General features: G+C 71.6%; 23 protein-coding genes and 1 tRNA gene. 15 read left to right on the forward strand and 9 right to left on the reverse strand.

Annotation, left to right across the window (positions count from 1 at the left end):
* Positions 1-49: 49 nt before the first annotated feature.
* Both DEJ46_RS31585 and DEJ46_RS31590 read left to right on the forward strand, forming a co-directional pair.
* Entirely contained in the window at positions 50-457 is a 408-nt protein-coding gene (locus DEJ46_RS31585) for a hypothetical protein (protein ID WP_150271843.1), read from the forward strand.
* Positions 454-3,786: a HEAT repeat domain-containing protein gene (locus DEJ46_RS31590; protein ID WP_150271845.1), complete on the forward strand. Its 3,333-nt coding sequence runs from the start codon at positions 454-456 to the stop codon at positions 3,784-3,786. The genes DEJ46_RS31585 and DEJ46_RS31590 overlap by 4 nt, the downstream gene beginning before the upstream one ends.
* On the opposite strand, the gene DEJ46_RS31595 is transcribed toward DEJ46_RS31590, so the two are convergent.
* The 3 genes from DEJ46_RS31595 to DEJ46_RS31605 are packed head-to-tail and all read right to left on the reverse strand — an operon-like array spanning position 3,771 to position 6,223.
* A complete protein-coding gene (locus DEJ46_RS31595) occupies positions 3,771-4,205 on the reverse strand; it encodes an ASCH domain-containing protein (RefSeq protein WP_150271847.1) in 435 nt (144 codons plus the stop codon). The two genes, DEJ46_RS31590 and DEJ46_RS31595, sit on opposite strands and share 16 nt — an antisense overlap.
* A 51-nt stretch (positions 4,206-4,256) precedes the next feature.
* Positions 4,257-5,654 carry a GntP family permease gene (locus DEJ46_RS31600; RefSeq protein WP_150271849.1) on the reverse strand — a complete coding sequence of 466 codons (1,398 nt, stop codon included), beginning with the start codon at positions 5,652-5,654 and terminating at the stop codon, positions 4,257-4,259.
* A gap of 41 nt (positions 5,655-5,695) precedes the next feature.
* Complete coding sequence (locus DEJ46_RS31605; RefSeq protein ID WP_150271850.1) at positions 5,696-6,223, reverse strand: gluconokinase; 528 nt, start codon at positions 6,221-6,223, stop codon at positions 5,696-5,698.
* A 147-nt stretch (positions 6,224-6,370) separates the two neighbouring features.
* Here DEJ46_RS31605 and DEJ46_RS31610 point away from each other — a divergent pair, with 147 nt between their 5' ends.
* The 4 genes from DEJ46_RS31610 (at position 6,371) to DEJ46_RS31625 (ending at position 10,527) form a co-directional block, all read left to right on the forward strand.
* Complete coding sequence (locus DEJ46_RS31610; protein ID WP_150271852.1) at positions 6,371-7,072, forward strand: FadR/GntR family transcriptional regulator; 702 nt, start codon at positions 6,371-6,373, stop codon at positions 7,070-7,072.
* A 158-nt stretch (positions 7,073-7,230) separates the two neighbouring features.
* Positions 7,231-8,691, forward strand: a complete 1,461-nt coding sequence (locus tag DEJ46_RS31615; protein ID WP_150271854.1) for an amino acid permease — start codon at positions 7,231-7,233, stop codon at positions 8,689-8,691.
* Between the two features lie 121 nt (positions 8,692-8,812).
* Positions 8,813-9,898 carry an S-(hydroxymethyl)mycothiol dehydrogenase gene (locus tag DEJ46_RS31620; RefSeq protein WP_150271856.1) on the forward strand — a complete coding sequence of 362 codons (1,086 nt, stop codon included), beginning with the start codon at positions 8,813-8,815 and terminating at the stop codon, positions 9,896-9,898.
* Positions 9,898-10,527, forward strand: coding sequence for an MBL fold metallo-hydrolase (locus DEJ46_RS31625; protein WP_150271858.1), 630 nt, complete (start codon positions 9,898-9,900; stop codon positions 10,525-10,527). Before DEJ46_RS31620 ends, DEJ46_RS31625 begins: the two co-directional genes overlap by 1 nt.
* Here DEJ46_RS31625 and DEJ46_RS31630 read toward each other — a convergent pair.
* Both DEJ46_RS31630 and DEJ46_RS31635 read right to left on the reverse strand, forming a co-directional pair.
* Positions 10,511-11,437 (reverse strand): pseudouridine synthase, encoded by a 927-nt coding sequence (locus DEJ46_RS31630; protein ID WP_150271860.1) that lies wholly within the window; start codon positions 11,435-11,437, stop codon positions 10,511-10,513. The genes DEJ46_RS31625 and DEJ46_RS31630 overlap by 17 nt on opposite strands.
* Before the next feature lie 50 nt (positions 11,438-11,487).
* Positions 11,488-11,575 (reverse strand) — tRNA-Leu (locus tag DEJ46_RS31635).
* A gap of 219 nt (positions 11,576-11,794) precedes the next feature.
* Here DEJ46_RS31635 and DEJ46_RS31640 point away from each other — a divergent pair.
* From DEJ46_RS31640 to DEJ46_RS40795, 3 genes are all read left to right on the forward strand, one after another.
* Positions 11,795-13,120, forward strand: coding sequence for a M20/M25/M40 family metallo-hydrolase (locus DEJ46_RS31640; RefSeq protein ID WP_150271862.1), 1,326 nt, complete (start codon positions 11,795-11,797; stop codon positions 13,118-13,120).
* Between the two features lie 128 nt (positions 13,121-13,248).
* Entirely contained in the window at positions 13,249-13,482 is a 234-nt protein-coding gene (gene chpH / locus DEJ46_RS31645) for a chaplin ChpH (RefSeq protein ID WP_015032475.1), read from the forward strand.
* A gap of 155 nt (positions 13,483-13,637) precedes the next feature.
* On the forward strand, positions 13,638-14,480 hold the full coding sequence (locus DEJ46_RS40795; protein WP_150274935.1) for a chaplin: 843 nt from the start codon (positions 13,638-13,640) through the stop codon (positions 14,478-14,480).
* A gap of 55 nt (positions 14,481-14,535) precedes the next feature.
* Here the strand turns inward: DEJ46_RS40795 and DEJ46_RS31655 are convergent, their stop codons facing one another.
* Positions 14,536-14,724, reverse strand: coding sequence for a DUF5703 family protein (locus DEJ46_RS31655; RefSeq protein ID WP_017241661.1), 189 nt, complete (start codon positions 14,722-14,724; stop codon positions 14,536-14,538).
* A gap of 47 nt (positions 14,725-14,771) precedes the next feature.
* Between DEJ46_RS31655 and DEJ46_RS31660 the strand changes: the two genes are divergently transcribed.
* The gene (locus DEJ46_RS31660; RefSeq protein WP_150271863.1) at positions 14,772-15,467 is read left to right on the forward strand and encodes a hypothetical protein; all 696 of its coding nucleotides are present in this window, start codon (positions 14,772-14,774) and stop codon (positions 15,465-15,467) included.
* Positions 15,468-15,543: 76 nt separating this feature from the next.
* Here the strand turns inward: DEJ46_RS31660 and DEJ46_RS31665 are convergent, their stop codons facing one another.
* A complete protein-coding gene (locus DEJ46_RS31665) occupies positions 15,544-17,766 on the reverse strand; it encodes a helix-hairpin-helix domain-containing protein (protein WP_223835229.1) in 2,223 nt (740 codons plus the stop codon).
* Positions 17,763-18,740, reverse strand: a complete 978-nt coding sequence (locus DEJ46_RS31670; protein ID WP_150271865.1) for an aldo/keto reductase — start codon at positions 18,738-18,740, stop codon at positions 17,763-17,765. Before DEJ46_RS31670 ends, DEJ46_RS31665 begins: the two co-directional genes overlap by 4 nt.
* 129 nt (positions 18,741-18,869) lie before the next feature.
* Between DEJ46_RS31670 and DEJ46_RS31675 the strand changes: the two genes are divergently transcribed.
* Positions 18,870-19,919, forward strand: coding sequence for an LLM class F420-dependent oxidoreductase (locus tag DEJ46_RS31675; RefSeq protein WP_150271867.1), 1,050 nt, complete (start codon positions 18,870-18,872; stop codon positions 19,917-19,919).
* 264 nt (positions 19,920-20,183) lie between these two features.
* Positions 20,184-20,969 carry a ferritin-like domain-containing protein gene (locus DEJ46_RS31680; RefSeq protein WP_150271869.1) on the forward strand — a complete coding sequence of 262 codons (786 nt, stop codon included), beginning with the start codon at positions 20,184-20,186 and terminating at the stop codon, positions 20,967-20,969.
* Positions 20,970-20,979: 10 nt separating this feature from the next.
* Here the strand turns inward: DEJ46_RS31680 and DEJ46_RS31685 are convergent, their stop codons facing one another.
* Positions 20,980-21,972: a magnesium and cobalt transport protein CorA gene (locus tag DEJ46_RS31685; protein ID WP_150274938.1), complete on the reverse strand. Its 993-nt coding sequence runs from the start codon at positions 21,970-21,972 to the stop codon at positions 20,980-20,982.
* Between the two features lie 98 nt (positions 21,973-22,070).
* Here DEJ46_RS31685 and DEJ46_RS31690 point away from each other — a divergent pair, with 98 nt between their 5' ends.
* From DEJ46_RS31690 to DEJ46_RS31700, 3 genes are all read left to right on the forward strand, one after another.
* Positions 22,071-22,760 (forward strand): histidine phosphatase family protein, encoded by a 690-nt coding sequence (locus DEJ46_RS31690; protein WP_150271871.1) that lies wholly within the window; start codon positions 22,071-22,073, stop codon positions 22,758-22,760.
* 67 nt (positions 22,761-22,827) lie between these two features.
* A complete protein-coding gene (locus tag DEJ46_RS31695; protein ID WP_150271872.1) occupies positions 22,828-23,418 on the forward strand; it encodes a DUF3090 domain-containing protein in 591 nt (196 codons plus the stop codon).
* Positions 23,382-24,221, forward strand: a complete 840-nt coding sequence (locus DEJ46_RS31700; protein WP_190623293.1) for an SCO1664 family protein — start codon at positions 23,382-23,384, stop codon at positions 24,219-24,221. The genes DEJ46_RS31695 and DEJ46_RS31700 overlap by 37 nt, the downstream gene beginning before the upstream one ends.
* The last annotated feature ends 47 nt before the right edge of the window (positions 24,222-24,268 follow it).

The following is a 24,268-nucleotide window of genomic DNA, read 5'->3' on the forward strand; positions in this document are numbered from 1 at the left end:
GGACCCGCCGCCGGGGCAAGATGACGGAGTGACAAAACGTGTGGTTTTCATGTCGGTTGGAGCGCTCCTGGCCCTAGGAGGCCTGGCGGCCTTCCTCGTCCTGCAGGGCCTGGACGCGGCGGACAAGTGGAGCAGCGTCCTGAGCCTGTTCTTCACGGTGGCGGGCTTCGCCCTCGCCGTCGCGGGGTTCGTCGCCCGAGGCACCACCCAGTCGGCGGACCGGACCGTCACCGGAGGATCGCTGCACCAGATCAGGAACGTCACGGGAGACGTCGTCATCACCTCCGGCGGCGGCAGCGGCACGAGCACCCCCGCCCCGCCCGCCGCTCCGGCCGAGGGCCAGGGCGGCGGCGGGACGCAGTCGGCGCACGGCGCGCGTACGGCGGGGGACCTGCACCAGATCGACGGGGTCGGCGGCTCGGTCCGCATCGAGCCCCCGACGTCCTCGACGCCATGAGGGGATTCTTCAAGCGCCGCAAGGCGGCGCAGACGGCGGAAGGGGCGACCATCCAGGGCCCGCTCACCCAGATCAGCGGGGCGCGAGACGTCCACGTCACGATCGGAGCCGTCCCGTCCCCGGCCCGGGCACCGGAGATCGAGTCGGCCCGCGAGGCCTACGCCACCCGCGTCCGCCAGCGCTACGGCCGCCTGGACCTCGAAGTCCTCACCCCCCTCCGGGAACAGGACGAGCACCCGGCCCTGCAGCTGCGGGACGTCTTCGTTCCCCAGTCCGTACGGGCCGACCCGCCGCCCGTCGAGCTGCCCCAGGAGTTCCTGCGCCGCCTCAAGGACCCGGCCGAGGTCGAGCTCCACGACCTGCCGCCCGGCATCGACCGCGAGACGGTCGACCGCGTCCGCCGTGCCTACCAGGAGCGGCCACCGCTCCCCGTACTCGACGTCCTGACGACGCCCGAGCACGACCGTGTGGTCCTGCTCGGCCACCCGGGCTCCGGCAAGTCCAGCCTGGCCCGCTATCTGGCGCTCGTCCTCACGTCTCCCGAGCCCCCTCGGTCCCTCGACGCACTGCACGACAGCCTCCCGCTGATCGTCGAACTCCGGGAGTACGCACAACCCGTCTGGCGCGAGCGGACGTTCGAGGACTTCCTGGCCCACCAGTACGTGACGGAGGGCCTCGGACTGCCGCCCGAGACGCTGACCGCGCTGCTGGCGGGGGAGAGCCCATACAAGGCCCTCGTGATCTTCGACGGCCTGGACGAGCTCTTCGAGAAGGACGTCCGGGACGCGGTCACCCGCCGCATCGCGGGCTTCGCGGCCCGCCACGCCCGGGCCAGGATCGTCGTCACCTCACGCGACTACGGCTATCAGCGGGCCGTCCTGGACGGTGCGGGCTTCACCAACTTCATGCTCCAGGACCTCGACCGGGAGCAGATCGGCGCGTTCGCGGGGCAGTGGTTCGCGCTGGCGTCCCCGGACGACCCGGACCAGGCCCGGAAACTGACCGAACGCGTCACGACGGCCGTCGACGCGTCCGCCTCGGTCCGCGAACTCGCCGGCAATCCCCTGATCCTCACGATCCTGGCGATCATCGGCCGCCGCCGCGAACTCCCTCGCGACCGGCGCACGGTGTACGAGCACGCCGTCGACGTCCTCGTGGAGCACTGGGACCCCAGCAAGTACCTCAAGGACAGCCGTGTCGAGGAGCACCTTCCGTATCTGGCCGCCGAGGACAAGCGCGAACTCCTGCGCTTGATCGCGCGCCAGATGCAAGAGGGCCACGGAGGTATCTCGGGCAACCACATCGCGGGCCCGGACCTCCTGAAGAGCTTCGAGGAGTACCTCAGGGACCGCTACGCCCTCCCACCGGATCGCGCGGCGACGGCGGCCCGGGTGATGCTCGACCAGTTCCGCCACCGCAACTTCATCCTCAGCCGCTACGGCGGCGAGGTCTACGGCTTCGTCCACCGCACGTTCCTGGAGTACCTGGCGGCCACGGACCTGGCCCACCGCTTCAACCGCGAACGCAGCCTGTCGGAGGAAGACCTCCAAGAGCTCTTCGTGGTGAAGGTCCACGACCCGACGTGGCACGAGATCCTGCTGCTCCTGGTGGGCCTGCTGGACGAGCGGTTCGTGGCGGGGGTGATCGACCGCCTGCTGGCGCCGCGCGCGATCGCGGTGCCCGTGGGAGGTGACGGTGATCTGGCGTTCGCCGAAGCGGCCTTCGCGGCCCGTTGCCTGGCCGAGGTGCGCCGACTGGGGGCGCTGGCCCCGCAGAGCACGGCCCTGGTGGAGACGATCATCCGTCTGTTCGATGTGGCCCGTGCGCTGGGCACTACCTTCTTCTACCCCTACCAGCACATCGAGTCCCTGGGACCGTCCCTGGCGGCTCTGGGGCCCCACTGGACGGGCAGGGAGAGCTACCTGTGCTGGCACGAGCGGTGGGCCCGCGACGACGAGTCCGGCGAGCACATGTCGGCCAACACGACGGAGCAGCTCACTGCGGACATCTCCCTTGCCCTGCGAGGCACAGAGGACGCGCCCGACGTGGCACACCTCACGGAGACGGCCCTGACAAGTGACAGTGTCCTGGCGAGGGTCGGCGCCCTCCACTTGCTGGTGCGCAGGGCGGGCACTGAGCCGCGGACGCGGGAGCTGTTGGAGCGCTGCCTGCGGGAGGACCCGAACGGCGAGGTGCGGGCGGTCCTCTCCCGCCTCGCGTACGACGACGGGGCTGACCCGGCCTGGGTGGCCCGGCTCGCCGTCGAGCGGCTGACCGAGGACCAGCACTGGCATGCTCGATACGCAGCACTTGAGTGTCTGCGACGCCTCCGGATCGACACCCCGGACGTACGAGCCGCAGTTCACCGCGCTCTCGACGATCCCCGCCTTCGCCGGTACGCCATGGATTTTCTCGTCGCCCATGCCGAGAACGGGGCGGAAGCGGCGGAGCTGCTCCGGAAAGAACTGGAGGACGACGATCCCGGAATCCGCGCGGCAGCATTGACCACCGTGGTGGCACACACACGCGACGAACCCGTGGTCCGCGCGCTCGTCCAGCGGTACCTGAAGCGCGACGAGGTCCCCGTGCTCCTGGCTGCCGCGATCGAGGCCGTCCGGGAGATCGGCTCCGACGACCCGGGCACGGACGGCCTCCTGCACGAGCTTCTGGATCACCCCGTCGCCGAGATCCGAGGGTCCGCCATTCGTTGTCTGGCCGAGGCGGGCACGCCGATCGACATGCTGTCGGACCTGCTGTCGCACCGGCTGATTCATGACGAGGACGCTGGGGTCCGAGGCTCCGCCCTCCACCTGCTCGTGGAACACGTGGGCCATGAATCGGCCGTGTGGGACGCCCTGCTCGACCAGGCACGGAACGACCCGAGCCGGTGGCTCCGGGAGGAGGCCCTGCAAGGCCTCATGAAGCTCGATGCCGAGGCAGCGCGCGACGTGGTCGTCGAACTTGCCCACCTCGAGACATGGGCCTATTCCCACCTGCTCACCACGTACGGGCACGACACGGAGGCGATACGCGTCGTCTTCGATCACGCCTTGGACGACGAGAGCGCCGACAGACGGTGCACCGCCCTCGTGATTCTCCTGGAACACCGCAGTGGCCCCGAACTGGCCGCTCTCGCCCAGGACCGCTTCGACAACGACCACGCCCCGGAGGTCAGGCTCACCGCCTTTCGCGTCCTCGCCGACCTCCGTCGCGACAGCCGGGAGCTGCTCCCGCTCCTCCGCCGAGCAGCCGAGACCGACGACATCCGGGAGATCCGCGACGTCGCCGCCGCCCTCCTCGCCGCCCTCGACCCTCAGCCCCCGGGCTGAATCAACTCCACCACCCGGAACCGCTCCGCCACCACCATCGTCCCGTCGTCCACCACGAAGTGCGGGTCGCCCAAGGCCTCCCGCATCTCCTCGCTGTGCCAGAAGCGCTCGTGGGCCGATCGCCACTCCGCCACCGACGCGTACCCCTCGCCCTCGTCGAGCGCGTGCCGGAGGTCCACCTCGCCGAGCGGCAGGACCCGGACATCCGTCACCTCCACGACCGCCACTTCGCGACCGTCCGAGTCGATGAGCGCCGAGCGCTCGCCCGGCTCGGGCAGCTCCTCGTTCTCGATCTCGTACTCCACGAGGAGGCCCGTCGTGGAGACCTTCTCGCCGGCGAGCACCGCCGCGACGAGCTGGTCCCGCAAGGGGCCGGGGAAGGCGAGCAGATAGGGCTTGAGCGCGTCAGGGCCGGTCATGGCCGACAGTCTGTCAGTCACGACCGGCCCGCAGCGCGGAATTTCGCCGGGCTACAACACCAGCGACAGCAGCAGCACGAACACGATGCCCACGACCGAGATGATCGTCTCCATCACCGACCAGGTCTTGATCGTCTGGCCGACGGTCATCCCGAAGTACTCCTTCACCAGCCAGAACCCGGCGTCGTTGACGTGGCTGAAGAAGAGCGACCCCGCACCGATCGCGAGCACGAGCAGCGCCGTCTCGCTCGTCGACATGCCCTCCGCGAGCGGAGCCACGAGCCCCGCCGCCGAGATCGTCGCCACCGTCGCAGAACCGGTCGCCAGCCGGATCGCAACCGCGATCAGCCAGGCGAGCAGCAGCGCAGGGATGGACCAGTTCTCGGAGAAGTCCAGGATCATCTGGCCGACGCCGATGTCGATCAGGGTCTGCTTGAAGCCGCCGCCCGCGCCGACGATCAGCAGCACGCCCGCGATCGGGGCGAGGGACTTCTCGACGGTCGAGGACAGCCGCTCCTTGGTGAATCCGGCCGCCCGGCCCAGGGTGAACATGCCGACTATGACGGCGGCGAGCAGCGCGATCAGCGGCGAGCCGATGACGTCGGTGACCTTCTGCAGGCCGTTGTCCGGGTTGTCGACGACGATGTCGACGAGCGCCTTGACCAGCATCAGGACGACCGGCAGCAGCACGGTCGCGACGGTGGCGCCGAAGCCGGGGCGCTTGTCCAGGTCCTCGGAGGGACGCGTGGGGATCATGTTCTCGGGGGCCGGGATGTCCACCCAGCGCGCGGCGTACCGGGAGAACAGCGGACCGGCGATGATCACGGTCGGGACGGCGACGACCAGACCGAGGGCGAGGGTGACGCCCAGGTTCGCGCCGAGGGCGTCGATGGCGACGAGCGGCCCGGGGTGCGGGGGGATGAGCCCGTGCATCACGGAGAGGCCGGCGAGGGCGGGGATGCCGATCCGCATCAGGGAGTAGTTGCCGCGCTTGGCGACCAGCAGCACGACCGGGATCAGCAGCACGATGCCGACCTCGAAGAAGAGCGGCAGGCCGATCACGGAGGCGATGAGGACCACCGCCCAGGGCATCGCCCGGCCGCTCGCCCTGGCCAGGATCGTGTCGACGATCTGGTCGGCGCCACCGGAGTCGGCGAGGAGCTTGCCGAGGATCGCGCCGAGCGCGATCAGCACACCGACGCCCGCGACGGTGTTGCCGAGGCCGGTGGTGAAGGACTTGATCGTGTCGGCGAGCGGCGCACCCGCGAACGCGCCGAGCGCGAGCGACCCGATGGTCAGCGCCAGGAACGCGTGGAGCTTGAACCGGGTGATGAGCAGGACGATGAGAGCGATGCCGGCGAGCACGGCGATACCGAGCTGGGCGTTGCCTGCCGAGGTGATGGGTTCGGCGGCATCCGCTGCCAGGATCTCGACACTGAGACTGGTCACGGGGGTGTCCTTCGTACGAGCGGGGAACGGGGGACGGAAGGTCAGCCGGCGAGAGCGCGCAGCGCGGCGACCGCCCGGGCGGCGATTTCTTCGGGGGTGCCGGAGACGTCGACGGCGACGCCGGCCTCGTCCTCCTCCAGCGGCTGGAGGGTGGCGAACTGGGAGTCGAGGAGCGCGGTGGGCATGAAGTGCCCCTTGCGCGCGGACATCCGCCCCTCGATCAGCTCCCGGTCACCGGTCAGATGGAGGAAGACCACTCCGGGGGCCGCGGCGCGCAGCCGGTCCCGGTAGGCCCGCTTCAGCGCGGAGCTGCTCACCACACCGCCGAGCCCGGCCCGGTCGTGCGCCCACGCCCCGATGGCGTCGAGCCAGGGCGCCCGGTCGGTGTCGTCCAGGGGGACGCCGGCCGACATCTTGGCCACGTTCGCCGCCGGGTGGAAGTCGTCGCCCTCCGCGTAGGGGAGGGCCATCGCCTCGGCGACCAGCGGCCCGATGGTGGTCTTGCCGGTACCGGCGACGCCCATCACGACGACGACCGTCCTCGCCTCGGGCTGGGGGGTGGTGCTCATGGGTGGTGCCTCGCTGTCTTCTTCGACATCGATCCGTCGCGCCCATGAAACCCATTGGGTACGACGTATTCAAGAGCCTGTGACGTAAAAGTAGTACTTTTAATTCCCGAGGTGATCATCCGTGCGCGCACGCATAGGCTTGCGACCATGACGACACCGGCCCAGGGGCTTCATTCGCACGTCCTCGCCACCCTGGGTCTCGCGATCACCGCGGGGGAGTACCCGCCGGGCACCGTGCTGCGCACCGACGAGCTCGCCCAGCGCTTCGACGTCTCCCGGACCGTGGTCCGCGAGGTCGTGCGCGTCCTGGAGTCCATGCACCTCGTCGAGTCACGCCGCCGCGTCGGCGTGACCGTGCTCCCCACCGCGAGCTGGAACGTGTACGACCCCCAGGTCATCCGCTGGCGGCTCGCCGGCGCCGACCGCCCCCGCCAGCTCCGCTCCCTCACGGTGCTCCGCTCGGCCGTCGAACCCGTCGCCGCCGGTCTCGCCGCCACGCACGCCACCCCCGAGCAGTGCCGTGAGCTCACCGAGCAGGCCCTCGGCATGGTCGCGACCTCGCGCGGCCGGCGCCTGGAGGAGTACCTCGTCCACGACATCGCCTTCCACCGGGTCGTCCTCAACGCCTCGGGGAACGAGATGTTCGCCCGCCTCGGCGACGTCGTCGCCGAGGTCCTCACCGGCCGCACCCACCACCACGTGATGTTCGAGGACCCCGACCCCGCCGCCGTCACCCTCCACGTCCAGGTCGCCGAGGCGGTACGGGAGCGGGACGCGGCCCGCGCCGAGGAGCTCACCCGCCAGATCGCGGTCGGCGCCCTCCAGGAACTGGACGTTCTGGCCCCGTGAAGCTCTGAACTAGCTCAAATATGGGCGATCAGTGACATGCGCCACAGTCAGTCGGCGCTCTTGCCGTGAGGATGTGCGCTGGTCGTGCCGGGGAGACCCCCATCGGGCACGGCCGGGAAGTACCGCACAGCTCCCCCCTCACGAAGGCGAACAACTCCATGACTGACCGCGTCATCGCGGCCGAGCCGCTGTCCGCCGTTCCGGCGAGCCCGGCCGCAACCCCCCACGTCGACGCAGGCGACGCCGGTTACCGCAAGGACCTCAAGTCCCGGCACATCAACATGATCGCCATCGGCGGCGCCATCGGCACCGGCCTCTTCCTCGGCGCCGGCGGCCGGATGTCCCAGGCGGGACCCTCCCTCTTCATCGCCTACGCCGTCTGCGGCGTCTTCGCCTTCTTCGTGGTGCGGGCCCTCGGCGAGCTGGTGCTCTACCGCCCCTCGTCCGGTGCGTTCGTCTCCTACGCCCGTGAGTTCATGGGCGAGAAGGGCGCCTACACGGCCGGCTGGCTGTACTTCCTCAACTGGTCGACGACCGCCGTCGCCGACATCACCGCGGCCGCCACCTACGCCCACTTCTGGGCCATGTTCAGCGACGTCCCGCAGTGGATCCTCGCCCTGATCGCCCTCGCGGTCGTCCTCGCCGCCAACCTCATCTCCGTGAAGTACTTCGGCGAGATGGAGTTCTGGTTCGCGATCATCAAGGTCGGCGCCCTCGTCGCCTTCATGCTGATCGGCATCTTCCTCGTCGTCACCTCGCACGACGTCGGCGGCCACACCCCGGGCCTCGGCAACATCACCGACAACGGCGGCATCTTCCCCAACGGCATGATGCCGATGCTGCTGCTCATCCAGGGCGTCGTCTTCGCCTACGCCTCCGTCGAGCTGTGCGGCGTCGCCGCCGGCGAGACCGAGAACCCCGAGAAGATCATGCCGAAGGCGATCAACTCGATCATGTGGCGCGTGGGCCTCTTCTACGTCGGCTCCGTCGTCCTGCTCGCGCTGATCCTCCCGTACACCGCGTACTCCGGCGACCAGAGCCCCTTCGTCACCGTCTTCGACAAGCTGGGCATCCCCGGCGCCGCCGGCGTGATGAACCTGGTCGTCCTCACGGCCGCGCTCTCCAGCCTCAACTCGGGCCTCTACTCCACCGGCCGCATCCTGCGCTCCATGTCGCTCTCCGGCTCCGCGCCGAAGTTCACCGGCGTCATGAACAAGGGCGGCGTCCCCTACGGCGGCATCCTCCTCACCGCCGCCTTCGGCGTCATGGGTGTCGCGCTCAACTACGTGATGCCCGGCGAGGCCTTCGAGCTGGTCCTCAACTTCGCCTCGATCGGCATCATCGGCACCTGGGCCATGATCATGGTCTGCTCGCTGCTCTTCTGGCGCAACGCCCAGCAGGGCAAGCTCACCCGCCCCGGCTACAACCTGCCCTGGGCCCCGTACACCCAGATCGTGACCATCGTCTTCCTCGGCTCCGTCCTCGTCCTCATGTGGATGGACGGCGGCATCAGCCGCACCACCGTGAACTGCCTGCCGCTCATCGCGGCGGCCCTCGTCGGCGGCTGGTTCCTGGTCCGCAAGCGGGTCCGCGCGACCGCCGCGGCGGCCCGCGACTGACCTCCCCCACGGGAACCGGCGAGACCCCCACAGGCACGGCCTGTCGGGGTCTCGCCTCTTGTCAGGAGATAGTGGTACGCAGGAGCCTTACAAGATCCGGTCGGAGAAAAGGAAGTTCGCGATGCCGCAGCACGTCCAGGGGGTCATCGCCCCCGGCAGGAACGAACCGGTACGGGTCGAGACCATCGTCATCCCGGACCCCGGCCCCGGCGAGGCCGTCGTGAAGATCCAGGCCTGCGGCGTCTGCCACACCGATCTCCACTACAAGCAGGGCGCCATCAACGACGAGTTCCCCTTCCTGCTCGGCCACGAGGCCGCCGGAATCGTCGAGTCGGTCGGCGAGGGCGTCACCGACGTGACCCCCGGCGACTTCGTGATCCTCAACTGGCGCGCCGTCTGCGGCACCTGTCGGGCCTGCGAGCGCGGCCGCCCCTGGTACTGCTTCGCCACCCACAACGCCAAGCAGAAGATGACCCTGCTCGACGGCACGGAGCTCTCGCCTGCCCTCGGCATCGGCGCCTTCGCCGAGAAGACCCTCGTCGCCGCCGGCCAGTGCACCAAGGTCGACCCCGCCGTCGCCCCCGAGGTCGCGGGCCTCCTCGGCTGCGGCGTCATGGCCGGCATCGGCGCCGCCATCAACACCGGGAACGTCGGCCGCGGCGACACCGTCGCCGTCATCGGCTGCGGCGGCGTCGGCGACGCCGCGATCGTCGGCTCCCGCCTCGCCGGAGCCGCGAAGATCATCGCCGTCGACATCGACGACCGCAAGCTGGACAAGGCCCGCGAGATGGGCGCCACCCACACGGTCAACTCCCGCTCCACCGACGCCGTCGAGGCGATCCGCGAGCTCACCGGCGGCTTCGGCGCCGACGTCGTCATCGAGGCCGTCGGCCGCCCCGAGACCTACGAGCAGGCCTTCTACGCCCGCGACCTCGCCGGCACCGTCGTCCTCGTCGGCGTCCCCAGCCCCGAGATGAAGCTCGAACTCCCCCTCCTCGACGTCTTCGGCCGCGGCGGCGCCCTCAAGTCCTCCTGGTACGGCGACTGTCTGCCCTCCCGCGACTTCCCGATGCTGATCGACCTGCACCAGCAGGGCCGCATCGACCTCGCCGCCTTCGTCACCGAGACCATCGGCCTCGGCGACGTCGAGAAGGCCTTCGCCCGCATGCACGAGGGCGACGTCCTCCGCTCGGTGGTGGTGCTGTGATGACCGCCCGCGTGGACCACCTCGTCACCTCCGGCACCTTCAGCCTCGACGGCGGCACCTGGGACGTCGACAACAACGTCTGGATCGTCGGCGACGACACCGAGGCCATCGTCATCGACGCAGCCCACGACGCCGAGGCGATCCTCGCCGCCCTCGACGGCCGTGCCCTGCGCGCCATCGTCTGCACCCACGCCCACAACGACCACGTCGACGCGGCCCCGGCGCTCGCGGCCGCCACCGGCGCCCGCGTCCTGCTCCACCCCGCCGACCAGCCGCTGTGGAAGCAGACCCACCCCGACCACACCCCGGACGGCGAGCTGGCCGACGGCCAGGTCCTCACGATCGCCGGCACCGACCTCGTGGTCCTCCACACCCCGGGTCACGCCCCGGGAGCGGTCTCCCTGTACGCCCCCGACCTGGGCACGGTCTTCACCGGCGACACCCTCTTCCATGGCGGCCCCGGCGCGACGGGCCGGTCCTTCTCGGACTTCCCGACGATCGTCGAATCGATCCGGGAGAAGCTCCTCACCCTGCCCCCGGAGACGGTCGTCCGCACCGGCCACGGCGACCCGACGACGATCGGCGCCGAGTCCCCGCACCTCCAGGAATGGATCAACCGCGGCCACTGAGAGCCTGCCGGCTCTCGAACCGCACCTCGTCACCCGTGAACGGGTCGGGGAACTCCAGCGTCCGCGCCAGCAGTTGCAGCGGACGCGAGAAGTCCTCCGGCCCGTCCTCGCGCACCACGGGATAGACCGGATCGTGCAGGATCGGCAGCCCCAGCGCGTTCATGTGCACCCGCAGCTGATGCGTCCGCCCGGTGACGGGCGTCAGCCGGTACCACCCGAGCCCTCCCGCGTGCCGGAGCAGCTCGACGCGGCTCTCGCTGTTCGGCTCGCCCGGCACCTCCCGGGCGGCCATCACCCCGCGCTCCTTCTCGATACGGCTCCGGACGGTCACCGGCAGCTCCACCGCCGGGTCGTACGGGGCCACCGCCTCGTACTCCTTGCGCACGAGCCGGTCCCGGAACAGCGTCTGGTATGCCCCCCGGTCCTCCTCCCGTACGACGAAGAGCACGAGCCCCGCCGTCAGCCGGTCCAGCCGGTGCGCGGGCTGCAGCCGAGGCGATGCCAGCTCCCGCCGCAACCGCGCCGTCGCCGTCTCCGTCACATGCCGCCCCCGCGGCATCGTCGCCAGAAAATGCGGCTTGTCCACGACCAGGATCCGCTCGTCGCGGTACACCACCCCGATCGGGAACGGCACCGGTGTCTCGGCGGGAAAGTCCCGGTGGAACCAGAGATACCGCCCCACGGCGTACGGCTCGTCCCCGCCGACGGGACCGTCCGTCCCCACGAAACGGCCGCTCAGCAGCATGTCCTCGACCCGCCCGGCACCGATCGCGCCGGAGTACCGGTCGAGCAGATGGTCCCGCACGGTCCCCCAGTGCCCCTCGGGATCCTCCGGCAACCGCACCCGCACCGGATCGATCCCGTTCCGCTGGGGAAGGGGCGAAGTGGGGGCCTTGGATCTGCGTCGCACCGGTCCTACCGCCTAACAAGAAAGACCCCACATGATGTGGGGTCTTTCGATGGTGTCCGAGGGGGGACTTGAACCCCCACGCCCGATAAAGGGCACTAGCACCTCAAGCTAGCGCGTCTGCCATTCCGCCACCCGGACAAGGTGTCTTGTCTTCCGGGCCGCTCGGCCCTTCCGACGAGGAAAACAATAGCAAACATCTGAGGGGGTCGATCACCACCCCCGACCGCCCCCGCGGCGACCCCGTCGTGTGACGGCGGTATGTCGGCCGACCGTCGCCCTTGGGCGGGGAGGGGGCCACGCGGGAGGATAGGGGCGATCACCAGGAAGCACGTGGGGCACGTAGTGGGAGGAAGCAGCGTGAGCGAGTCGAAGACGGCACGGAGCATCGCCGGCGAGGACGAGGTCGTCGACCTCTGTCGCGACCTCATCCGCATCGACACCAGCAACTACGGCGACCACTCCGGCCCGGGCGAGCGGGCGGCGGCCGAGTACGTCGCCGAGAAGCTCGCGGAGGTCGGACTCGAGCCGAAGATCATCGAGTCGCACAAGGGGCGGGCCTCGACCGTCGCCCGGATCGAGGGCGAGGACCCGTCCCGCCCGGCCCTGCTCATCCACGGCCACACCGACGTCGTTCCGGCCAACGCCGAGGACTGGACCCACCACCCCTTCTCGGGCGAGATCGCCGACGGCTGTGTCTGGGGCCGCGGCGCCGTCGACATGAAGGACATGGACGCGATGACCCTCGCGGTCGTCCGCGACCGGATGCGCAGCGGACGCAAGCCCCCGCGCGACATCGTCCTCGCGTTCCTCGCCGACGAGGAGGCGGGCGGCACGTACGGCGCCCGGCATCTGGTCGACAAGCACCGGGACGTCTTCGACGGGGTCACGGAGGCGATCGGCGAGGTCGGCGGCTTCTCCTTCACGGTCAACGAGAACCTGCGGCTCTACCTCGTGGAGACGGCCCAGAAGGGCATGCACTGGATGCGGCTGACCGTCGAGGGCACGGCCGGCCACGGCTCGATGACCAACGACGACAACGCGATCACGGAGCTCTGCGAGGCCGTGGGCCGCCTCGGCCGCCACCAGTGGCCGGTGAGGGTGACCAAGACCGTGCGGTCCTTCCTCGACGAGCTCTCGGACGCGCTGGGCACCCCGCTCGACCCCGAGGACATGGACGGCACCCTCGCCAAGCTCGGCGGTATCGCCAAGATGGTCGGGGCCACCCTCCGCAACTCGGCCGCCCCGACCATGCTCGGCGCCGGCTACAAGGTCAACGTGATCCCCGGCCAGGCCACGGCGCACGTCGACGGCCGCTTCCTGCCCGGGTACGAGCAGGAGTTCCTGGCCGATCTCGACCGGATCCTCGGACCCCGGGTGAAGCGCGAGGACGTGCACGGCGACAAGGCCCTGGAGACGAGCTTCGACGGCGCCCTGGTCGACGCCATGCAGCTGGCCCTGCGCGCCGAGGACCCGATCGCCCGCGCCGTGCCGTACATGCTGTCCGGCGGCACCGACGCCAAGTCCTTCGACGACCTCGGCATCCGCTGCTTCGGCTTCGCGCCGCTCCAGCTGCCGCCGGAGCTCGACTTCGCCGGCATGTTCCACGGCGTCGACGAGCGCGTGCCGGTCGACGGCCTCAAGTTCGGCGTCCGTGTCCTGGACCGTTTCCTCGACGCCTGCTGAATTCGTCCACCCTTTCGCATGTGACCGGAAAGAGTGAATGAACTCGGGGGCTCGTAGCCCCCTCCATTCCCCCTCGTTACAGGTGGTGCGGTCCGCGGCTGGGATCGCATTGGCAACTAGGAGGAATAATGATCAAGAAGGTCGTCGCTGCTGCGGCTGCCACCGGCGGTCTCGTTCTCGCGGGTGCGGGCATGGCCGTTGCCGACGCGGGCGCTCAGGGTGCCGCCATCGGTTCCCCCGGCGTGCTCTCGGGCAACGTCGTCCAGGTTCCCGTTCACGTCCCGGTGAACGTGTGCGGCAACACGGTCTCCGTGATCGGCCTGCTGAACCCCGCCTTCGGCAACACCTGCGTCAACGCCTGACGTTGTGCCTCGCCCTGTGAGGGCGTGAGCCGGTCCGGCCCCGGAGTGCGTGCCATGCACTCCGGGGCCGGTGGCCATTTCCGCCCCGGGTTCTCCACCCGGTGGCGCTCTTTCGAAGCCGAGAAGGCGAGAGCCGAAAAGGCAGGGAGCAAGCTATGCGACAGGTCACGCGCAAAGGTCTCATCACCGTAGCGGCCGCGGGTGGCGTTTTCGCCGCCGTCGGCGGCGGTTACGCACACGCCGATTCCGGTGCGAGCGGTACGGCAACGAATTCCCCGGGCGTCGCGTCCGGAAACACCATCCAGGTCCCGGTGCACGCACCGGTGAACGCCTGCGGAAACACCGTGAACGTCGTCGGACTGCTGAATCCGGCGATGGGCAACAAGTGTGCCAACACCTCCAAGCCGGGCAAGCCCGGCAAGCCGGGCGGCGGCTCCTCCGCCGGCGGGCACACGAGCAACTCTCCCGGCGTGGGCTCGGGCAACACGGTGCAGGTGCCGGTCGACGTCCCGGTGAACGTGTGCGGCAACAGCGTCACAGGCATCGGCCTGGGCAACGCCGCGGCGGGCAACGACTGCGGCAACGGCATCGAGCCGACGCACCCGGGGAACCCCGGTAACCCGGGCAATCCTGGGAACCCCGGTAACCCGGGGAATCCGGGTAACCCCGGCAACCCCGGCAACCCTGGGAATCCTGGCAACCCCGGTAACCCCGGCACTCCGGGTAACCCTGGGACCCCCGGTACTCCGGGCACCCCCGGGACTCCCGGCAACCCCGGAACCCCGGGCACGCCCGGCAACCCCGGTGGTCCGGGGAGCGAAGGCGGCACGCACACTCCCGGTGCGAACACGCCCGACACTCACGGCCTCACGCAGCCGCATGCCGTCGAGGAGCTCGCCGAGACCGGGTCCGGCCCGCTCGGAGCGATCATTCCCGCCGGCGCGGGTCTGCTGCTCGCCGGTGCGCTGATCTACCGCCGCGCCCGCAGCGCGGCCTGATCGGACCGCACCACGCACGGGGGCCCCGCACACGGCGGGGCCCCTTCTCGTTCTCCTACCAGGTCGCCCGGATCTGGCGGATGATCCTCCGCTTCAACCGCACTCTGCGGCTCCCGTCCCGGTGCAGGCTCAGACGGTCCAACTCCCAGTGTCCGTACTCGGCATGGTCGGTCAGCAGCCGCGTCGCCTCCTTGCGGGAGACACCGCGCGGCACGTACACGTCGACAAATTCGTATTCCGGCATCGCATCTATTGTGCGGGCACCGGCCCGCTACGGATAGCGTGCGTCCCATGTCTGATGCTGCGCAGCCCACCGCTGCCGAGGTACGCGCCGCCGCCGAGGCGGTGAAAGCCGCACTGGACCGTCACCTCGCGGCGGTCGAACGTCGCACGGGGGACGACGACAAGGCCGTCTACGAGGCCTTCAACGCCCTCGCGGCGGCGGCCGAGGAGTACGACGAACTGCTCTACGACCGCTACGACGAGGTCACCCCCTTCGAGATCCCCGGAGCGGACGGCGCGCTGCCGCCCTATGCCGGACCTGACGAACCTCACGCCCTCAGCCTCCTGATCCGCCGCGACTACGCAGTGGCGGAGCCGCAGCGTCTGCTCGCCCAGGCGCGGCGCGTCGCCGAGCTCGACGGCGAGGCCGATCCGACCGGGACGGCGGCCAGGGCCGGCGTCTCCCCCCTCGCCGCGCTCGGGGTCCTCTTCGGCGAGTACGAACCCGACGAGATCGCCTCCCGGCACAAGGAGTTCGGCCTGGAGGAGGGCGACTCCACGCTCTGGGTCACCGCGGCCGAGGAGCTCCCGGAGCCGGGGGAGTGGCTCAACGCCCCCTTCGAGCACGCCGATCCGGAGCGGATCGTCTGCCGCTTCGACGTCAGCTCCGTCTTCGACGAGCAAGAGGACGGTCACGAGGACGAGCACGACGACGGGAACCCGTACGGGGCCGCCGCGCCCGCGGCGGCGGTCGACGGCTCCTGAGGACGGCGGAGGGCCGGGACACCGCAATCGGTGCACCGGCCCTCCGCCGCTTCCCGGCTCCCCGGCGCCTGCGCCGCTACTCCGCGGGCGTGGCGAGGAGCCCCTCCAGGAGCGGACGCAGCCGCGTCGTGCGCTCCGGGGCGATCCCCTCCGCCACGGCGCGGGGCAGCGCCTGGTCCACACCGTGCACGACCGACAGATGGCGCTCCGCCCTGCCGAAGGCCGTGTACACCCACGCGCGGCTCAGGCCCGCCGCCGCGTCCCCGGGCAGCACCGCGACCACCGCGGGCCAGCGCGTCCCGGCGGCCTGGTGCGCGGTGAGCGCCCAGCCGTGCCGCAGAGCCGACTCCACCCGGTCCTTCGGTACGAGGACGTCCTCGTCGCCGCACCGCAGCCGCAGGCCCTCGGCGTCGGCCGACACGACCGTCCCCGTCACCGTCCGGCCCGGCACCTGCGCGTAGGCCACCCGGTCGCCGGGGTCGTAGCCGCCGAAGCGGCCGGGACCGGGGTTGAGCCGCTGCTTGAGGGCCGCGTTCAGCGCGCGCGTGCCCGCGGAGCCGCCGTGGCCGACCGTGACCACCTGGGTCTGTTCGGACGGCACCCCGATCGCCCGGGGAACCGAGTCCGCCACCAGCTGGACCGTACGGTGCACGGCCTCGCCCGCGTCCCGCACGGGGACGATCACGACCTCCTTGCCGGGCGCCTCGACCTGGTTCAGCTCGCCGACGCCGATGCCCGACACGAGCTCGCCCAGCGGCCCCGGATCGGGCACGCGCGAGGAGATCCGCGGGCACACCCGGGCGGCGAGCGCGTCGGTGAAGACCCGCCCCGCGCCCGGTGCCCCCAGGACCTCGGGGTCGCCGCTCAGCACCAGCCGGCAGCCGTCCGGCAGGGACTCCACCAGCATCGCGGCCGTCTCCACGTCGAGCTGCGGCGCGTCGAGGACGGCCAGCACGTCCAGGGCGAAGGCGCCCTCCTCGTCGCGGCCGGGACCTGCGGTGCCGGACAGCAGCGCGGCCACCGTCACCGCGTCCGCCCCGGCGGCGCCGAGCGCCCGCCGTCCCTCCTCCGAGTGGACCGCGACCAGGGCCCGCAGGCCGCGCTCGCGGGCCGCCGCTACGAGCGCGACCGGCTCGGCGCGGGCCGCCTCGCCGCCCGTGTGCAGGACGAGCCCGTGCTCACCGGCGGCGCGGTCGAGCTCGGCACCCTCCCAGGTGCGGGCGGTGGCCGTCCTCACGAGCCGGGCGAGACCGTCCGCGAGGCTCTCCTCCGCGAGGGCGTACCGGTCGAGCCCCAGCAGTACGGGCCCGGCCGGCGCCTCGGCCGCCTCGCTGGGCTCGGCGGATTCCTCCTCGTCCGTGTCGGGCTCCGCCGCCGCCCCCTCCTGCTCCTCCTGGAAGACGAGCACGGCGCCCTCGGAGACGGCCACCTCGACGGCCTTGTCCGGGTCGGCCACCGAGTGCCGGGCGAGCCCGGCGCGCAGGGCCTGGAGCTCCAGGGCGGTGTGCCCCTGGAGCGCGGCCTGCTCCAGGAGCCAGACGGTCAGGGCGACGATCCGGCGCGGGTCGTCGGGCCCGCACGCGGCGCCGAGCAGCGCCCGGGCGAAACCGTCGGCCTGCTCCGGTCGTACCCCGGGCACGGCGAGGAGCTGCCAGGGGTCCTCGCCCAGCGCCCCGGCGGCGCCTTCGCCGAGCACGGCGGCGACCTGTCCCGCGAGGCTCTCGGGCGCGCCGCCCCGGGCCAGCACCTCCCGCACGGCCGCCGTGGTGCCCGGCGCCGGAACCGGCGCCGCGCTCTGCACGGGGGGCCGCACGGTCATGGCCGGGGCGGCCTCGGGGGCGGGACGCCGGGGCGCGGGCTCCGGTGCCTCGTAGAAGGCGCTGCCCGCGGCCGAGCCGCCCTCGACGGCCCGGACCGCCGCCAGGAGGTCGGCCGCCGTGCCGCTCAGCTTGGCGCCGCTCGCGACAGGGCCCTCCTTCTCGGCCTTCCGCGCCTCGATCCGGGCCCGCAGCTCGCGCTGCGCGGCGAGCTCGGCCTGCGCCTCGCTCAGCTCGGGCGTGTCGGAGGCCTGGGCGGCCCCGGTTGCGGCGTCCGTCCCGGCCTCGGTCTCAGCCTCGTCGGCCTGGGCGTCGGGCGTCTCCGACTCGGCGGTCTCACCGGAGTCTGCGGCGGGCCCGGCGGCCCCGGCTCCCTCCCGTACGTCCTCGGCGGGCTCCGCGACGGCCTCCTCGGCGGCCTCGTCGATGGGGGCAACGGCCTCGGGTGCCTCGGGCGCGGTCTCCCCGGCAGGCTCGGTCACAGGGTGCTCCAGTCGTGATCCGGATAGCGGTGCACGGGCGCCGACACATCGTCCAGCGCCCGGCAGATCTCGTCAGGAAGACTAAGGCTCTCCACCGACAACGCGGCCGTGAGCTGCCGCGCCGTGCGCGCGCCGACGATCGGCGCGGTCACTCCCGGCCGGTCGCGGACCCAGGCGAGGGCCACCTCCAGCGGGGTCGTGGCGAGTCCGTCGGCGGCGGTCGCGACCGCCTCCACGATCCGGCTCGCCGCCTCGTCCAGGTACGGCTCCACGAAGGGGGCCATGGTCTCCGAAGCGCCCCGCGAGTCCGTCGGGGTCCCGCTGCGGTACTTGCCCGTCAGGACGCCGCGGCCGAGGGGCGAGGAGGGCAGCAGGCCTATGCCGAGGTCCAGGGCGGCCGGCAGGACCTCGCGCTCCACGCCGCGCTGGAGCAGCGAGTACTCCAGCTGCGCGCCCGCGAGCCGGGTCCGGTCCCCGCCGAGCTGCCAGGTGCCCGCCTTGGCCAGCTGCCAGCCGCAGAAGTTCGCCACGCCCGCGTACCGCGCGCGCCCGCTCCGTACGGCGATGTCGAGGGCCTGGAGGGACTCCTCCAGGGGCGTGTACGGATCGAAGGCGTGCAGCTGCCACAGGTCGACGTGGTCGGTGCCGAGCCGGGAGAGGGAGGCGTCGAGGGCGGCGAGCAGGTGCCCGCGCGAGCCGTCGGTGCGCCGGTCGGGGTCAAGCACGCTGCCCGCCTTGGTCGACAGGACGAGGTCCTGCCGGGGCACGAGCCCTTCCATCAGCCTCCCGAGCAGATACTCGGCCTCGCCCCCGCCGTACACGTCGGCGGTGTCCACGAGCGTGCCGCCCGCGTCCCAGAACGCCTTCAGCTGCTCGGCGGCGTCGTGCTCGTCGGTGTCCCTCCCCCAGGTGAGCGTGCCGAGTCCGATGCGCGACACGCGCAGGCCGGTACGTCCGAGATGCCTCTGCTCCATGGGCGCGAGATTACTGGCCAGGGCACCACGCGGAGAGAGCCTGTGGACAACCGGCCCCTGACGGATGGCGGAGCCGCGCGCTAGAGTCCGGCACACAGGGACGTTACCGATGGGTAAGGGGTGTGTGGAATGCGGCTCGGCATCAACCTCGGCTACTGGGGCGCCGGCATGGACGGCGACAACCTCGCCGTCGCCCAGGAGGCGGACCGCCTCGGCTACGACGTGTGCTGGGCCGCCGAGGCCTACGGCTCCGACGCCCCCACGGTCCTCGCCTGGGTCGCGGCGAAGACGGAGCGGATCGACGTCGGCTCCGCGATCATGCAGATCCCGGCGCGTCAGCCCGCGATGACGGCGATGACCGCCGCCACCCTCGACTCGCTCACCGGCGGCCGGTTCCGCCTCGGCCTCGGCGTCTCCGGCCCCCAGGTCTCCGAGGGCTGGTACGGCGTCAAGTTCGACAAGCCGCTCGCCAGGACCCGCGAGTACGTCGAGATCGTCCGCAAGGCCATGACCCGCGAGCGCCTCAGCTACGAGGGCGAGCACTGGACCCTGCCGCTGCCCGACGGCCCCGGCAAGCCCATCAAGCTCACCGTCCACCCGCAGCGCGAGCACATCCCGCTCTACATCGCCGCCATCGGCCCCAAGAACCTGGAGCAGACGGGCGAGATCGCCGACGGCGCCCTGCTGATCTTCCCCTCCGCCGAGCACCTGGAGGAGACCGCGCTGCGCCACCTGCGCGCGGGCCGTGAGAAGGCCGGGCTGACGATGGAGGGCTTCGACGTCTGCCCCACGCTGCCGCTCGCGCTCGGCGAGGACGTGAACGCCCTCGCCGACGTCTTCCGGCCGTACACCGCGCTGTACGTCGGCGGCATGGGCAGCCGCAAGCAGAACTTCTACAACCAGCTCGCGCAGCGCATGGGCTACGAGAAGGAGGCCGCCGAGATCCAGGACAAGTACCTGGCCGGCGACAAGACGGGGGCCGCGGCCGCCGTGCCCCACAGCCTGATCGACCAGACGACGCTGCTCGGCTCCGTCGAGCGGATCGCCGAGCGGATGACCGCCTACGCGGAGGCCGGGGTCACCACCCTGACGCTCGCCCCGGCCGGTTTCACGCTCGACGAGCGGCTGGCGGCCCTGCGGGCGGGCGTCGAGGCGATGGAGCACGCGGGCCTCGCGTGAGGCGCTGCCCGACTCCGTAGAAGAAAGAAGGCCCGCGGGATGATCCCGCGGGCCCGAGCCTGCGGCCGTGGTGGGGGCTCGGGGGTCTTCCCCGCCACGGCCGTCACCCAGAACAACGGCTCCACAGGGCCCCGGGTTACGCCTCCGGGCCTCACTCTTTCGGCCGAGCCGTCCGGCCCTCCTGTTGCCGCTCCCCGCGGACCGCACTTGACTCGTTGTTCCGGGGGCGTACGGAGTGCGGACACGCGCACGGAGGTGGCGGCGATGCTCACGGCCAAGAGTTTGTTCCAGGAAATCATCGACGACGACGAGTCCTTCCGGCTCTTCTGCTCGATAGCCGCGAGCGGCGAGACCCAGGGAGGCTGGGAGAACGCGCGGATCGCGGCCCTCGTCGCCCCGGGCATGCGCGAACTCGCGCCCAAGATCACCCGGCACGGCGCCGACGAGGACAAGCACGGCCGGATCTTCAAGGCCCTGCTGAAGAAGCGCGGCCTCGAACCCGTCCCCGTACCGCCCGAGACCGACTACACGATGCTGCTCGAACAGCGCGGGATCGGCCTCGCCCACGACAAGCTGCGCCGCGAGGAGCCGCTGACCGAGGCGGACATCATCGTCTACCTCGCCCACAGCCGGGTCACCGAGCAGCGGGCCGCCGACCAGATGGACATGCTCGTCACGCACTTCGGCGACCACCCCGAACTGGGCCGGGCCATCCACATGATCGACAACGACGAGGCGAACCACCTCGCCTACTGCCACGAGGAGCTGCTCCGGCTGGCCCGCGAGGGACACGGCCGCCTCATCCAGCGCACCCTGCGCGAGTCCGCGCTCGCCGAGATCCAGGTCTACCGCGACGTCAGCCTGGCCGTCATGGGCCACATGGGCCGCATCCTGCGCTGGCCCCGGCCCAAGGCCGCCGCGCTCGCCGCAGGGATCCGCGGGATGTACGCGTACGAGCGCGTCGCCGGCTGGCACAAGATGATCGACCTGAGGATGCCCGAGCGCCGCGACGCCCTCGGAGGACCGGCGACCCCCGCCCCCGCCTACTGAGGGCGCGGCCTCACAGCCAGCCGCGCCGCTTGAACAGCCGGTACAGCCCGGTGACGATCCCCGCCATCAGGACGATCAGCGCCGGGTACGACCAGGTCCAGGTCAGCTCGGGCATGTGATCGAAGTTCATGCCGTAGATCCCCGCGATCATCGTGGGGACCGCGGCCATGGCCGCCCACGCCGAGATCTTCCGCATGTCGTCGTTCTGGCGCACGCCCATCTGCGCGAGGTGGGCCGAGAGCACGTCGGACAGCAGCCGGTCGAGCCCCTCCACCTGCTCGTTCGAGCGCAGCAGATGGTCGTTGACGTCGCGGAAGAAGGGCTGGGCGTGCTCGTTCACGAAGGGCACCGAGCCGGTCGCGAGCCGGGCGAGCGGCCCCGCCAGCGGGCCGCTCGCCCGCCGGAACTCCAGTACCTGCCTCTTCGCCGTGTAGATCCGCTCCGCGGTGTTCGCCGGATTGCCGCCGGTCGGCGCGAACACGTCCGCCTCCAGCTCCTCCAGGTCGACCTGGAGCTCGCCGGCCACGTCGAGGTAGTGGTCCACGACGGCGTCGCTCACCGCGTACAGCACCGCCGTCGGCCCGTGCCGCAGCACCGCGGGCTCCGCCTCCAGACGCTTGCGCACCGCCGCCAGCGCGGCGCCCTCGCCGTGCCGGACGGTCACCACGAAGCAGTCGCCGATGAACACCATCAGCTCGCCCGAGGAGACCCGGTCGCTCTCCGGCTCGTAGACGACCGGCTTGAGCACCACGAACAGCGAGTCGTCGTAGACCTCCAGCTTGGGCCGCTGATGAGCCTTCAAGGCGTCCTCGACGGCCAGCGGGTGCAGCGCGAACTCCGAGGCGACGTGGTCGAACTCCGCCTCCGACGGCTCGTGCAGCCCCACCCACAGGAAGGCGTCCCCCGTCACCCGCGCCTCGTCCAGCGCGTCGGACAGGTCGGCGGGCCCCGGAGTCCGGCGCCCGTCCCGATAGATGGCTGAGTCCACGATCACGCGCCGTATTCTCCCTCGCCGCCCTCCACCATGCACGCGCGCGTGGTGCCGAAGTCCCGTTTCCATCCGCCACGCACACGCGCGCGCGTGCACCTAGGCTGGCCGGCATGGCCACGTTGATCCTCGTCCGGCACGGACGCTCCACCGCCAACACCTCCGGAGTCCTCGCCGGGCGCATGCCCGGGGTCGCGCTCGACGAGCGTGGGGCGGCGCAGGCCGCCGCGCTGCCCGGGCGGCTCGCGGGCGTCCCGCTCGCCGCCGCCGTCTCCAGCCCCCTCCAGCGCTGCCGGGAGACCCTGCGGCCGCTGCTCGACGCGCGCCCGGACCTCCCGCTGCACGTCGAGGAGGGGATCAGCGAGTGCGACTACGGCGACTGGTCGGGCCGCAAGCTGGCCGAGCTGAGCGACGATCCGCTCATGGAGGTCGTCCAGGCCCACGCCTCCGCGGCCGCCTTCCCCGGCGGCGAGTCCATGCGCGCCATGCAGAACCGTGCCGTCGCGGCCGTACGGGACTGGAACGCCCGGATCGAGGCCGAGCACGGCGAGGACGCCACGTACGTCATGTGCTCCCACGGGGACATCGTCAAGTCGATCGTGGCGGACGCCCTCGGCCTCCACCTCGACCTCTTCCAGCGCATCCACGTCGACCCCTGCTCGGTCACCGTCATCCGCTACACGCGGCTGCGCCCCTTCCTCCTGCGCCTCGGCGACACCGGCGACTTCGCCGGACTCGTCCCCCGGGAGAGCCCCGACAGCAGCGGTGCGGCCGAGGTCGGGGGTGGTGCGGGCGCACCGTGATCCCTTCGCGCAGTAGGGTGGACGCGCCGTTGTCGTACGACTGTCGAGACTTTAGGGAGCCGGGAACGTGTCCCGTCAGGTGTTCCTCTACGACCCACCGGAGCGTTTCGTGGCCGGCACGGTCGGGCTGCCTGGCCGCCGTACGTTCTTCCTCCAGGCGTCCGCGAGCGGCCGGGTCACGAGCGTCGCGCTGGAGAAGGCGCAGGTCGCCGCGCTGGCCGAGCGCATCGACGAGCTTCTGGACGAGGTCGTGCGCCGCACCGGCGGCAATGCCCCCGTCCCCTCGATCGCCCCCGCCGACAGCGCGGACACCGCCCCGCTGGACGCCCCCGTGGAGGAGGAGTTCCGGGTCGGCACCATGGCGCTCGCCTGGGACGGCGAGGAGCAGCGCCTGATCGTCGAGGCGCAGGCGCTCGTCGAGCTCGACGTGGAGTCCGAGGAGGACCTCGCCGAGGCCGAGGAGCGGCTGCTCCAGGACGAGGAGAACGGTCCGCCGATGCTCCGCGTCCGGCTCACCGGCTCCCAGGCCCGGTCCTTCGCCAAGCGGGCCCTGGACGTCGTCAACGCCGGCCGGCCGCCGTGCCCGCTGTGCAGCCTGCCGCTCGACCCCGAGGGGCACGTCTGCCCGCGCCAGAACGGATACCGCCGCGGAGCATGAGCAGCAGCCCCGAGACCCTGCCGGCCGCCGAGCTGCTCGCCCACGGTGAGCTCACCGTGCGCGGCCGGGTCGGTGAGGCGTCCAACGCCGTGCTGTACTGCTCCGTCGCCCACGAGGGCCGCGAGGCGGCCTGTGTGTACAAGCCGGTCGCGGGGGAGCAGCCCCTGTGGGACTTCCCGGACGGCACCCTCGCGCAGCGCGAGGTCGCCGCGTACGAGATCTCCGAGGCCACCGGCTGGGGCCTGATCCCGCCGACGGTGCTCCGCGAGGGTCCGTACGGCGAGGGCATGGTCCAGCTGTGGATCGAGTCCGACCCGGAGGCGCGGCTCCTCGCGCTCACGGAGGAGGACGAGGCGGGGGAGGGCTGGAAGGCCGTCGGGCCCGCGCAGATCGCCGAGGACCGCACCGCGCTCCTCGTCCACGCCGACACCCCCGAGCTGCGGCGGCTCGCCGTCCTGGACGCCGTCATCAACAACGGCGACCGCAAGGGCGGACACCTGCTGCCGGCCCCCGACGGGCGCCTGTACGGAATCGACCACGGGGTCACCTTCCACGTCGAGGACAAGCTGCGCACGCTCCTGTGGGGCTGGGCGGGCGAGGAGCTGCCCGCCGAGGCGGTCGCGGTCCTGGACGACCTCGACCGGTCCCTGGCGCCCGGAGCGCCCCTCGTGACCCGTCTGGCGGAACTGCTGACCGGTGCCGAGGTGGCGGCCGTACGCGCGCGGGTGGCGGCGCTGCGGGCGAGCGGGAGGCACCCGGAGCCCTCGGGTCTGTGGCCGCCGATCCCCTGGCCGCCGGTCTGAGACCAGGCAGAAAAGTTTCGGCCATCACAGGGGGAGAGCACCTGCAC

Source organism: Streptomyces venezuelae (genome assembly GCF_008642375.1).
Classification (GTDB): domain Bacteria; phylum Actinomycetota; class Actinomycetes; order Streptomycetales; family Streptomycetaceae; genus Streptomyces; species Streptomyces venezuelae_G.